General features: G+C 52.6%; 11 protein-coding genes. 8 read left to right on the forward strand and 3 right to left on the reverse strand.

All coding sequences use genetic code 11. The annotated features are described in order from the left end of the window. Positions 1-86: 86 nt before the first annotated feature. Positions 87-611 carry a CvpA family protein gene (locus KTH_RS26345; protein ID WP_111325639.1) on the forward strand — a complete coding sequence of 175 codons (525 nt, stop codon included), beginning with the start codon at positions 87-89 and terminating at the stop codon, positions 609-611. Between the two features lie 81 nt (positions 612-692). Continuing rightward, positions 693-2,102 (forward strand): GTPase HflX, encoded by a 1,410-nt coding sequence (gene hflX / locus KTH_RS26350; protein ID WP_111325640.1) that lies wholly within the window; start codon positions 693-695, stop codon positions 2,100-2,102. A 49-nt stretch (positions 2,103-2,151) separates the two neighbouring features. Here the strand turns inward: hflX and KTH_RS26355 are convergent, their stop codons facing one another. Then, positions 2,152-4,110: a PAS domain-containing sensor histidine kinase gene (locus KTH_RS26355; protein WP_111325641.1), complete on the reverse strand. Its 1,959-nt coding sequence runs from the start codon at positions 4,108-4,110 to the stop codon at positions 2,152-2,154. A 442-nt stretch (positions 4,111-4,552) separates the two neighbouring features. Here KTH_RS26355 and rplI point away from each other — a divergent pair, with 442 nt between their 5' ends. Further along, positions 4,553-5,059 carry a 50S ribosomal protein L9 gene (gene rplI, locus KTH_RS26360; protein WP_111325642.1) on the forward strand — a complete coding sequence of 169 codons (507 nt, stop codon included), beginning with the start codon at positions 4,553-4,555 and terminating at the stop codon, positions 5,057-5,059. Between the two features lie 85 nt (positions 5,060-5,144). On the opposite strand, the gene KTH_RS26365 is transcribed toward rplI, so the two are convergent. Then, entirely contained in the window at positions 5,145-6,716 is a 1,572-nt protein-coding gene (locus tag KTH_RS26365) for an NAD(P)H-hydrate dehydratase (protein ID WP_497621868.1), read from the reverse strand. A gap of 103 nt (positions 6,717-6,819) precedes the next feature. Here KTH_RS26365 and KTH_RS26370 point away from each other — a divergent pair, with 103 nt between their 5' ends. Then, complete coding sequence (locus KTH_RS26370) at positions 6,820-7,959, forward strand: TRM11 family methyltransferase (protein WP_497621870.1); 1,140 nt, start codon at positions 6,820-6,822, stop codon at positions 7,957-7,959. A gap of 197 nt (positions 7,960-8,156) precedes the next feature. Continuing rightward, positions 8,157-8,768 carry a CDP-diacylglycerol--glycerol-3-phosphate 3-phosphatidyltransferase gene (gene pgsA, locus KTH_RS26375; RefSeq protein WP_111325645.1) on the forward strand — a complete coding sequence of 204 codons (612 nt, stop codon included), beginning with the start codon at positions 8,157-8,159 and terminating at the stop codon, positions 8,766-8,768. A 64-nt stretch (positions 8,769-8,832) separates the two neighbouring features. Here pgsA and plsY read toward each other — a convergent pair whose 3' ends face one another. Next, positions 8,833-9,507, reverse strand: coding sequence for a glycerol-3-phosphate 1-O-acyltransferase PlsY (gene plsY, locus KTH_RS26380; protein ID WP_170142928.1), 675 nt, complete (start codon positions 9,505-9,507; stop codon positions 8,833-8,835). Between the two features lie 348 nt (positions 9,508-9,855). On the opposite strand from plsY, the gene KTH_RS26385 reads away from it, so the two are divergent. From KTH_RS26385 to KTH_RS26395, 3 genes are all read left to right on the forward strand, one after another. Beyond that, positions 9,856-10,308 (forward strand): DUF5679 domain-containing protein, encoded by a 453-nt coding sequence (locus tag KTH_RS26385; protein ID WP_111325647.1) that lies wholly within the window; start codon positions 9,856-9,858, stop codon positions 10,306-10,308. Positions 10,309-10,839: 531 nt separating this feature from the next. Further along, a complete protein-coding gene (greA, locus tag KTH_RS26390) occupies positions 10,840-11,358 on the forward strand; it encodes a transcription elongation factor GreA (RefSeq protein WP_497621872.1) in 519 nt (172 codons plus the stop codon). Positions 11,359-11,605: 247 nt separating this feature from the next. Then, complete coding sequence (locus tag KTH_RS26395; protein WP_497621874.1) at positions 11,606-12,340, forward strand: hypothetical protein; 735 nt, start codon at positions 11,606-11,608, stop codon at positions 12,338-12,340. The last annotated feature ends 382 nt before the right edge of the window (positions 12,341-12,722 follow it).

The raw sequence follows: 12,722 nt of genomic DNA on the forward strand, positions 1-12,722 counted from the left end.
TTTGTGACGGAGAATGGAGCAGGGACGTATCCTAATAGAAGATATTATTCCTATTCGTTACTCCTGTTTTTTGGTTGGAGGGATAGATGCTTCTTGATATTCTGATTCTGATAAGTGCTTTGTTGCTCATTTTCAATGGAATACGGAACGGGGCTATTTTTAGCCTGATACATCTCCTCAGTATTCCTGTAGGAATTGCTGTGGTTTTTTTCTTTGGTCCGCAACTGGTGGCGTTCCTTTCCTCAAATGGGCTTGCGGCAACTCCGGTCATTGTCTATATCGCGCTGTTTCTGGGTGCGGTGCTCTTGCTGCATATCCTGGGAACGGTGATTCGCGGGCTGATCCAGAGCATTCCGGCTGCTGGCGTGGTTGATCTGCTGGTCGGTGGAGCGCTTGGCCTGGTTGAGTCATGGCTGTTATGGCTGTTCTTATTGATGCTGCTCGGCGGTTTTCTGTTGGCTTTGCAGAATAAAGATCCCCAACTGGCGGCTCTGCATCTTCAGACAGAAGACTATCTGCCCTGGCGGGATTTCTACAATAGAATGCTTCAGGGGAGCTATTTCGTTCGCATAAACAGTCTCTTCCTGCACACGCTGCCCCCGATGCCATAACCGGAAGAAACAGGATTGCTATGCTTGCATTTTCGGAGAAGAAAGACTACTCTTGAAATGTATAGATGATTTTTGGTGTCCATGTTGCTGCCCCGTTTTTGGGACAGTAGCATCAGTCGAGCTGGTTTTCTCAGTACCAGACTGGAGGTAGCTACGGCGAACCGCGAACGTCTTCACTATACGCATACCCGAACCAGGCCGGAACAGGCTTTGCTGGTAGCTGTAGAGGCTGATGAGCATGATGGGATGTGGAGTGCGGAGGATTCTCTGACTGAGTTGACAGCCCTTGCCCAGACTGCCGGAGCTCTGGTTGTGGGTTCTCTTGTTCAGCGCCTTCCTCATCCCGACCCTCTGACCTACCTGGGGAAGGGACGCGCCCAGGAACTTGCTGACCTGGAAAAACAGTTACACTGCGACCTCGTGATCTTTGATGACGAACTGACTCCCACGCAACAGCACACCCTGGAAAAGATGCTGCATGCCCGTGTGATTGATCGTACGGCGTTGATCCTCGACATTTTCGCCCGCCGGGCCTTGAGCCGCGAGGGACGGCTTCAGGTTGAACTGGCTCAGCTTGAATATCGGCTTCCCCGGCTGGCTGGAAACAATCTGGCGCTTTCCCGGCAGGGCGGTGGCTCGCGTGGGGTTGGTGCTGCTGGTGGGGCTATCGGCATTCGTGGCCCCGGTGAGACAAAGCTGGAGGTTGACCGTCGCCGCATTCGCAGGCGCGTTGCCGAGTTGCGGGAGGAGATTGAGCAGATTCGGATGCAGCGTGCCGTGCAGAGAAGACAGCGTATTACGCGTTCAATGCCACATGTAGCTGTGGTTGGCTATACCAATGCGGGCAAGTCGACGCTGTTTAATGCGCTCACTGCTGCTGGAGTGCTGGCCGAGAACAAGCTGTTTGCCACGCTTGACCCAATTACCCGTCATCTCGTGTTACCCGGAAATCAGGAAATCCTGCTTTCTGATACAGTCGGCTTTATCCAGAAGCTGCCCACGCATCTGATCGCCGCGTTTCGGGCCACACTGGAAGAGGTGCTCAACGCTGACATATTGCTTGAGGTGGTTGATGCCAGCCATGTTAATGCGATTGAGCAGAGTGTGACAGTGAATATGTTGCTGGATGAGCTAGGTGCAGGAGAGAAGCCACGTGTGACCGTCCTGAATAAGGTGGATCTGTTGGATGATCCAACTGACCTTGACCTTACTCTGTATCCGAACGCGGTGCCGGTATCGGCTCGCGAGGGACAGGGGCTGGAAGCGTTAGGTGACATGATTGCGACGGTGCTGGCGACGCATATGGGCACCGTTGAAGTGGTGATCCCTTTTGATCGTGGCGATCTTGTTGAATTGTTCCATCGGCGGGGCTATGTGGAGCACATGGAATACCAGACCCAGGGGACACTTTTGATCGGGCGGTTACCTCGCTCAATTGCCGCCTTCTATCGTCCCTTTGTAACGACGTTCCAGAGGGAACTTGCTTATTAAGCGAGCAGCTCGAAGAAGGGCGCTCTGTTCGGAGTGCCCTTCTGTCATGCTACGACTTGATTGGTAAGAGAATACTGAAGATGGAGCCCTGCCCCGGAGTGCTCTCAACGTGCATCTGCCCTTGATGTGCTTTGATAATCTCATTGGTGATATAGAGCCCGAGGCCAAGCCCGGAAAAGGTACGTCCGGTATCATCGCGTACCTGATAAAAGCGCTCAAAGATGCGCTGTTGATGCTCCCTGGAAATGCCGATACCAAAATCCTGCACGCTGACCACTGCCCACTTGTTTTCAGTACGCAGATGAATGATGATAGTATCGGCGTCGGGCGAATATTTCAGCGCGTTAGTCAGCAGATTGGTGAACACCTGTCCGAGACGGTCTCTGTCTCCGTGGATAATGGCATCTGTTTTGCCCTCAATACGCAACGTATGAGATTGGGTCGTCATCTGGATATCATCGACGACCTCATGTACCAGGATATCAAGCATCAGATCCTGAGTATGCAGTTCCAGGCGGCCACTCTGAATCTTTGAGAGATCCAGCAGGTCATCAATCAGGCGATGGAGTCGTGTTGTCTGAGCCTCGATCTTGTTGATAAACTGTTTGGCTTGCTCGTCATTCTGGCGCTTCAGGCGGCGCTGAAGTAGCTGTGAATAGCCTTTGAGGGCGGCAAGGGGCGTTTTCAGCTCATGGCCTGCCATACTGATGAAGGTATCTTTGCGTGTATCGAATTGCTTCCGCCTGGTAATGTCATCGAGAACCGTGACACCGGCGATAATCTCCCCACGAGTATTATAGATCGGTGCCGCGTTTACCCGCAGGATAATGGATGTGCCATCATCACGCACATACGTGATTTCTTCGCCCTGGATTGTCTCCCCTTTTGTGACGACGCGATAGAGCGGCCATTCTTCAGGCTCATAGCGGCGTCCGTCGGGGTGGTAGCCACGATACTGGTCATACTCAAGTATGCTGTTTGCTGGGAACGTCAGCCCCAGGATCTGTTCAAGCTGCTGATTGCACAGCACGATTTTATGAGTGGGCGCTTCAACAATTATGACGCCATAGGGCATCTGCTGAAGTACCTGTTCCAGGCGTGCATGTTCTGCTTCGAGCTGATTTGCCAGCTCTTCGGCCCGCTGCCGAGCCTCGACCAGTTCCGTGACCTCAACACCGTAGATCATGATTCCCTCGACCTCGCCCTGCGCGTTACGGGCCGGCTGATAGGTAAAATTGAAGTGGCCGTTCTCTAGATGGCCGGTCCCATATTTATCGAAACGGATCAGGCGCTCTTTGCCGATAACTGGCTGTCCGGTCCGATAAACCTGATCAAGCAGCGATAGAAGGCCCTGTTCGACCAGTTCTGGTATAGCTTCGCGCAGGGGCTTGCCGAGTATATCGCGGCGTCCGATGGTTTGCTGTGTGTTAGGGTTCATTAACGTGATACGATGCTCCGGGCCACTGGTAATGGTGATATTGGCGGGGGCCTGCATGAACAGATCATACAGGTGTTGTCTGGCTGCCTCGGTCTCGGCGCGTGCTTGTTTCTCCCGCTCAAGTAAGCATTGATATTTTTCCATGAGGGCGCGATACTGTTCCTGGCTTTCCTGAATCTGGCGTTTGGTCTGCTCGGCCTCGGTGACATCGTGGTAGTTCATCAACAGGGCCTGGAGCTGTGGGTGTGCGAGCTGATTGGTGACGACGGCCTCGATCCAGATCCAGGCGCCATTTTTAATCTGGCGCCGATACTTGACCGTAGTGGTGGCTCCTGCCTTGTCTTTGATCTGGTCAATACGCGCACGCACCACGGCAACGTCATCAGGGTGTTGTAAAGTAAAGAAGTTCCTGTTCAGATATTCCGCAACAGAATATCCAGTAAGGCGCTCAATAGATGGGCTGATATAGGTGATAGTTCCGTCTAGCTGCACAAGCGCGATAGGGTCATGACTCTGCTCGATGAGCGTTGCAAACCAGCGCTCACCCTGTTGCCGTGATGTGTTTCCCATGTCTTTCTGATCCTTTGTCTGTTGCCCGCTCGGTGAAAAAGCAAAAGAGAGGTGGAAGGTTATGTCACTCAAGAATTGGCAAAGGATGAAACCACCTCTTGCATGTGCCACGGCGAAAGAGAAGAGAGTGTTCCAGCTATATCAGGGAAAAGCACAGCGCTTCTATGGCCTGTAAGGGCTACCATTTGGGAGGCAAAGACTGGCTTTTTGATTCAAGATCGACGAAATTCCATGCGTGTTCATATCTTTTCTTTCATTTTCGGAAGATGAAACTCTGATTTGGAGATGACAGGAGAGGAGATGATGCAGGGAAGCGGTATTTCGGCTGAAAAAGCTTTCTGGACAAACCCTGTTCAAAGCGATATAATATTCGGCGTTGACTTTGCGTGAGGAGGTAGCCGGGTCATTTATCGCCCTACACCTCTTGAGGAGCTTTATTAAGATGAAAGTAATTCTTTTACAGGATGTCGAAGGTCTTGGAAAGGCCGGAGACTTAAAAGATGTGGCTAATGGGTATGCCCGCAACTATCTCTTGCCGCGTCAGCTTGCGGCGGGGGCCACTCCCAGTCTGCTTGCTAATCGCGAACAGCGCATTGCTGCCGAGAAGCGCAAGCAGGAGAAGTTGGCTGAGCAGCAGCGCCAGCTCGCGGAGCGTTTGAGCCAGGTTGCTCTGACCTTTAAGGAGAGAGTTGGTAGCGAGGGTCGCCTGTATGGGTCGATCACCTCACAGGATATTGCGGAAGCACTGCGCAACGCAAGTATTGTGGTTGATCGTCGCTCTATCACTCTACCTGAGCCAATTCGTTCCGTTGGTACATATAGCGTTACCGTCAAGGTTGCATCCCAACTGGAACCGAAGATCACAGTGCATGTGGTTGATGAGGCTGGCAAGTATGCTGCTCCGGCTCAAGAGAGCGCTGCGGAGACCGCTGAGACCAGCGCCGAGTAGCTTTGCTAGACCCTACCAAGCCATTGTTACTATTAAAGGCCGTCCCCTACTGGCATACAGTTGAAGACGGCCTCTTCTTTTTTGGCTAGAGGTCTTCTTTCGTTGTCTGCAGCATGGCCCGAGGAATCTGAGGAAGCAGATCCGAGGCCAGCAGACCAGCGGGCCCTGTTTCCTGACTGACCAGTTGCGCGGCTGCTACGTGTAGATAGACACCGGCGCTGGCGGCATCAAACGGCGCTAGCCCTTGAGCCAGAAAGCCCGCAATCATGCCCCCGAGCACATCGCCTGTACCGGCAGAGGCAAGTGCAGGGTTAGCATACCAGTTCATGCGTGTCTTGCCGTCGGGGGTCGCGATGATCGTACAGGCCCCTTTGAGCACAAGTGTTACCTTCCATTCCCGGGCTTTCTCGCGTGCCAGCTCCAGCCTCTCGATATCGCCCCCTGACACCTTGTGACCATTGCAGAGCCTCCCCATTTCGCCTGGATGGGGGGTAATTACGGTGTCCTCCGGCAGGTAGGTCCACCAGTGCTCAAGTGCCGATAGGTTGTTGAGGCCATCCGCATCGATAATCAGGCGCGGGCGCTGTTCGCGGGGTTGAGAGCGCAGGTATTCCAGCAGTTGCAGGATCATTTCGCGGGTCTGTGCTGATTGGCCCAGGCCAGGACCGATTAGCAGAGCGCGATATCCTTGCATATGTGCAATCAAGCTGCGTACTTTGACCGTGGTCTCGTTCTCAGTCGGACCGGCCGTAGTGGCGCGTTCAGGTAGAATCGCAAAGGTTGCCTCATGGAAGGAGCTGGCATAGATTGGCAGCATCTGTTCGCTGACTGCCAGCGTAATCAAACCGGCTCCAACCCGGGCCGCAGCACGTCCTGCGAGATAGGCAGACCCCGGATAGGGAGGTGAGCCACAGAAGAGCATGACCTTGCCGAATGTCCCTTTGTTGCTGTTCAGTGGGCGCTCCGGGAGTATGCGATGCACCAGCGTTGTCGTTAGCATCTCGGTGTGCAGATCCTGTTCAAGGGCTTCAGGTAGCCCGATAGAGCCAACATAGAGCTCGCCAATGTAATCGCGCCCCGGGAAGAAGAAGAAGCCCTGTTTGGGACAGGCCAGCGTAATCGTCATATCGGCGCGGATGCAGCCCTCATCGACTTTGCCGGTATCCGCGTTTAGCCCGGTGGGTAGATCGATCGCGACAACGCGCACGGACTTGCGGCGCTTGCGTTCTTGCTCAACCCGCTGAAGCAGGTGCCGCATATCTTCGGTAAGTGGTCGTGAAGTTCCAGTGCCTAAGAGGGCGTCAATAATATAATCGGCGCGTTGCAGCGCTGCTTCAAACTCGCGCGCAACATGTTCGGACTCGATCTCTTCGCCGCGAATAATCAATCTGCGCTGTTTCCAGTGATAGAGATTGATGCTTGCACCGGCATTTTTCAGGTGTTCCGCCATCACCAGACCATCACCACCGTTGTTCCCCGGCCCGATGAGGAGCAGGATATTGAGGTTATGAATATCTTGCTGTGAGGGTAAATGCTCGATAAAGATGTCTGCGGCGCTTTTACCTGCGTTTTGCATCAGGATTGGCGAGGAGAGCCCGTATTGCTTGTCTGCCTGGGCCTCTAGCTCGCGCATTTCTGCAACTGTAACAATGTGCATAGAAAACCGCCTCCAAGCTCTGTTCAGGTGGGAGACTGGAAGCTACCCTCCCGTCTCTCTGTAGTTTGTGTGTTTCTCCGGCTCTGGAAATATTCTAAACCCAGTGTATACGCTTTGGGAAGAGTATAGCTTTGTCGTACAGGGCTATGCTATACTGGATTTCATGAAACTCGCGCTGAAAATTGCTCCACAACGTAGCACTCAATACACGAAACTGGCAACCGCTTTAGCGACTCCTGAATTACTTGCCAGTCCCTTACGCTCCGCTATTGACCATGTAGAACGTATCACGATGGCGGGCCATGATTACCTTCTGGTTTCGTTTCGTCCTGAGGCTGAGCGGCTGGATGCGCACTTTGTGCGTTCCGTCCTGGGTTCCCTCGGTGCGACCAGTGAGGCCTTTGAGTATTTTGAGCGGCTAGGCGATATGGAAGGGCCGTTCTTGCGTCCATTCTCAACGCTCTATACACCCTTTATTCCGCCTGAAATGGCCGAAGCTCGACGCTATAAAGGGAAAACGAACGAGCTCTTTACAAAGGTCCTGCTCAATGTTGCGGTCTTTGCCGGACGCTATGCCAATCAATATAACGAGCGTTTACGAATTCTAGATCCGTTGGCAGGAGGCGGAACCACGCTCTTTACCGCGCTGGAACATGGATATGATGCATTTGGCATTGAGCTGAATCGGCAGGATATAGAGACAACAATTGGTTATACCCGCCAGTTTTTAACCGGGGAGCAGATCCCTTTCAAGGAGATTGACGAGCGCCGTAAGACCGGACGTCGCTATCAGTTTGAGATCGGGATGAAGGGAACCCGGCTCTCGAAGGCGCATGCGGACGAAGCCCGCTACTTTGTGCTGGCACAAGGAGATAGTAAAGAAGCGCTGGTGCATATGCGAGAGGTGCCTGGAGGACCTCATATGCATGCGGTTGTCGCGGATCTCCCTTATAATATTCAGCATAGCTCTCGGTATGTTACGGGAGAAACGCAGCGCTTCGGGGATGTCTCGGCGCTTCTACAGGCAGTTCTTCCTGCGTGGGAAAAAATCCTGTTGCCTGGTGGCACGCTCGCGCTGGCATGGAATGCGACCCGCGTAGAGCGCTCTATCCTGGTGGATCTGGTTGAACGCCATACCCGGTTGCAGGTTTTGAACGAGCCGCCCTATAGCGATTTTGCGCATGGGGTTGATCGTGTCGTCAAGCGGCGTGATATTCTGGTCGCTGTCGCTCCGACTGAGTAGCAGAGAGCGGATCTGGTGTGGTTTCGCGTGCCAATGCGAGAGCTATACAACGAGGTTATTTGCCTATATAATACTATGAGTGCCAGGTCTCAGGTGATCAGGGGTTCAGGCAAGGTGTTTGTAGGGCAGTCACAGAAAGTTCTCTTTTCGAGGCCCGGGTGTGTATCCCCGGTCGGGCACTTGTTTGAGGTGTTGTAATGCGTAATATTCCCAATATATTGAGCATCAGTCGATTGATCTCAACGGTCATCGTCTTTATTCTCGTTCTGGTGAATCAGCCCTGGGCCTATCTGGTGGCGACAGTGCTTTTTGTGCTGGCGTCAGTGACTGACTTCCTCGATGGCTACCTTGCGCGCCGATTCTCAGTTGTCTCTTCTCTGGGTGTCTTCCTGGATCTGACCGCTGATAAAGTATTTGTGGCTGCAATCCTGATCGCGATGGTTCAAATTGGCCTGGTGCCAGCCTGGATTGTTGCTATTATTGTCGTCCGGGAGTTTATGGTTTCTGGTCTACGCTCGATTGCGGCGGCGAAAGGAAAAGTTATTCCTGCTGGTATGTGGGGGAAACAGAAGACCTTTATTACGCTTGTCGCGATGGGGGGTATCTTGCTGGCAAAAGGTCTGGGTGCGCACTTGCTCGGGCTCTTCCCGCTCATGTTGACCTTTAACAGTCAGACGCTGGTTTTGAGCGAAATTCTTTTGCTGGTTGCTGATGTGTTGATGATTGTGGCGACCATCTGGACCATTTTCTCCGGTGTTGAATATATCCTCGGTGCCCTACCCCTGTTTCGAGACGAAGCAAAGCGCTGAGCGAAGGAAAAAAGAGAACCGTGACGGATGTGTCACGGTTTTTTTGTGTTATGGAGCAGGTCACTTATGCCTTTTGATCTCCCGGCTGGACGGTGACTTTCTGTCCTATCTTGCGTTCCTGCCCCTTGAGCAAGCGGCCGATATTGTCGTAATGGAACAGAATGATCAGCGCGGGGACAACCACGAGAAAGAAGAGGTTTGCCAGATTGACCTGGATAAGGAACTGCGGGTTGTTCTGGCTGACAAAATAGAAGATGATTCCGCAAATGATGGCCGTTGCGGAACCGAGGATTGAGCCAAGCGAGACGTAGCGCGAAATGGCGATAGTGGCAATGACCACAACCATGCTGATAAGAAAGATATAGGGTGAAATAATCAGCAGCGCTCCCGCGCCGGTCGCAACGCCGCGCCCGCCTTTGAAGCCAATAAAGATTGGGAAGCAGTGCCCGAGCAGTGCACAGAGACCGGCAACCGCAGGCCCCCAACCGCCATTGGCAAAAAATGGCACAAAGGTTGCCAGAAGAGTTGGCCCGAGTCCCTTTGAAATATCAACCAGAAAAACGATCAAGGCCGGGACTTTTCCCAGAGTGCGCAGGACGTTGGTTGCCCCGATTTTATGGCTTCCATACTGGCGAATATCGAAGTCTTTTCCTCGTAAGAGCTTTCCCATCCAGTAGCCGGAAGGAATAGAGCCCCAGAGATAGGCAATAAGTGCAATCAGAATAATTCCTACAAGCATGGGCATCGCGCCTCCTTTTACGACACCTGGGCTGGAAGCTGGCTTCCTTCCCATTCACCTGAACTGGCGAATAGAAACAAGATGCCCGAACTGACGTGCTGAGCGATGATGACTCAGCGCTGGCGTCGTCTCTACATAAGAACTTTCGGTTATTTTCCCCCCGATTGGATGACAGATCGAGAGGTGTGGACACATTATAGTCTTATCGGGATGAAATTTCCAGGTGTTTTGTTGGCAGGGAAAAGGGCAGCCTCTTGCTTACCGTGATGCATACTGACATGCTATACTCTAACTATGGTGCTCACTTATTTGGTCGGACCCGGCAGGGCTGACGGTCAGGAGGTATGGATGCGCCGAAATTTCAGGCTCCTGTGTCTCGGGGTGTTCTTTTTTGTTGCGTTTGGGTTGCTGGCTATACTGATACGATATCGTATGCGTCAGGCTCCATACGCGAGTACAGCTTCAACATATGTGGTTCCCGAACCGGTTTCTGAGGGAGAACCGGCCACGCCGGAGAAAGCACAGGTTGAAGATGAGCATCTGAGTACGCTTGAGCCTCAAGGGAAAACAGAAGAGCAACCTGAAGAATCATCTACATCGGTCGATGAAGAAAGGAAGGAACCTGAACCAGCGGAAGCACAAACTATGATGGTGGAAGCCTATTGTGTCAGGTGCCGGCAAAAGCGGCCTCTGGCTCATCCAGAAAAGACAACAACCAAAAACGGGCGGCAGGCCGTTACGGGAGTCTGTCCTGAATGCGGGACAAAACTCTTCCGTTTTGTTTCCGGAAACCGGGAATAGATTTGTGCATGTTTCTGTTTAGACATGTATGCTGTTAGAGCTTGCTCGGACGAAACATGCCTTTCTCCTACAGCGAGGGGAGACATGCAACGCAGATACACAAAATGAGGCAGGATTCGTAAAAAATATGCACGAATTGCCGCAAATTTGCCTGCAAATTACTTGACGAGGACGATATCTCAACGTTATAATCTCCCTCATGTGTGTGGTCCACTGCACAGTATTTTCTGTAAAAAAATACTGGTAATGTATGCAGTGTGCACCAGTTATTCCAGACCTTAACCTGACGGCATGCCCTCTCGCCAGAAGAGAGGGAGCCTGTCTGTACGTTCGTCCTCTTTGCCGCTATGAATGGCTATTCCGGTGGATCCGGTACATTCTCCCACAGGAAGAGGTCGGGAGGGTGTGAGAGATGTGGGGAAAATGGTATATGAATAATAAGTGAGGTCTGAAAAACTATAACGTTACTAGAGGCGGGTATCAGGGAAAACCCGGCATAGGGGAAACCTGGTACCAGGAGGAGTTTTTGCAATGACTATTGGTGGACAGAGTGACACAAATTCAGAGCGCAAAGTGTATCGATTGACTCCTGAAGGCTATGCCAAAATGAAGGAGCGCCTTGATTATCTGCGCAATGTCAAGCGAAAAGAGGCGGCGGACTACATTCACGAGGCGAAAGAGGCCGGTGATATCAGTGAAAGTAGTGCCTATGAAGATGCAAAAAATACGCAGGCACAGGTAGAAGGCGAGATTATGCGTCTGGAGCAGTTGCTCTCGGTCGCCGAGGTTATGTCACCGGATATGCTTCAGACCGACGGCCCCCTGACTGCACGTATTGGCATGAGGGTCGAAGTCGAGAACGAGAGCGGTGTCAAGCGTACATTTAAGCTGGTTGAGACGTATGAGGCAGATCCAAAAGCGGGTTTGATCTCCGATCAATCGCCAGTTGGGAAAGCACTGCTCGGACATAAAGAGGGCGACGAGGTGAGCGTTACGACCCCTGGTGGTGTGACAAACTATACGATCCTTTCGATCAGTCCTATGATCTAAACGGACGCATCCTTTTTTCCTGAGAGCAAGAAAATGGGAACTCGCACCTTGCGGGTTCCCAAATTTCTTATGTTCCCTCTCGGAACATCTTGCTCTATTCCTTCGCATAGATTGCGCTTGTATTGCACTCGAGCTCGTCGTTGACGTTCGATTGACACTTATGGATGTCTTCAGGTAATATGAGGGCGGATAACATGACGGGAACGGCGTGTGCGCTGGCTATAGTATGGCGCAAGGAGTTTTTAACGTGTTGACATACGAAGAGGTGACAGGGTACTTTTTGAAAGCGGCTGATGCCACTGGACTGACCGTGCATCCCGAGTATTGGATGAATACTCGCTCGCTTGAGCGGGAATTCGCCTGCACCTGTCACATAGGGAGCTGTGACGAGGCGGAAGAGCATAGTTCTTGCTCCATCTCATTTACCTGGGGCTCGCTAGATACTGCGCTCTCCCTGGATGGTCCTGCTGGCGTATGTGAGTTCTTCCACGGTCCTGACCCGAGTTGCCCACATTTGCAAACCAGCGCTATTCCGCCGCTGGTGCTGGATCTTTCTTATACGCTTCCCCTGCACGGCACGGCCATTTCAGAAGAAACGCTGCTTTCGCTCTTGCAATTGCTCCGCTTGCGGGCAAGTGAGCATAGCAGAAGAACGACTGAGACGCGCCCGGGCGTCAGTGTCGTGTTACAAGATAATCGGTTAGTTCCCGATGTGTTAACGCTTCAGCAGCGAGTTGAGATCCCGATCTGGCATCCTGATGGAATGCGAGGGCTGCTGGATGATTCCCCGGAACTCGATGGATATGAGAATAGCAGCTATCCTGATGAGCGCGAAGAGGTTGAGGAAGGTGGTGTTGAGGTTGCGACACCGCATCCTGAGCTGTGGCTTCCTCAGGTAATGCAGGATGTCTGTCAGGATATCATCTGTGTGTTACAGGCAATGGATGCCGCGCTGTCCTTGCCGCCCCATCCGCTTTTCTAACGCTGAAAAAAGACTCCCGGATGCAGACTACATCCGGGAGGGAATGCGTGAGGATACGAAGCAGCCATCTTCAGGACGGATAACACACTGCCACTGACACGGGCTCTCTCCCTGAAAGAGGGTGAAGCCTGTGTTCCTTGCTTCTTGCTGCCAGTCAATCACCTCCGCCAGAAGGAGGGGGCTTGTGTCTGAACTTCACCGCACCTCAGAGTACCATTGCAGGCGCTCTGCTTTGGCTTCCTTGTTCGACACATCAGGGACAAGTGACACCTGCCCCGTTCTCGTCCGGCAGGACCGGGCGAGAAGCATTCTTCGTTCAACGTGTGTGGCAGTTCACTGCGCGGCCCGCTCTCGCTCCATACCAGGGAGCGTATCATCCGAT

The sequence above is a fragment of the Thermosporothrix sp. COM3 genome (assembly GCF_059696735.1).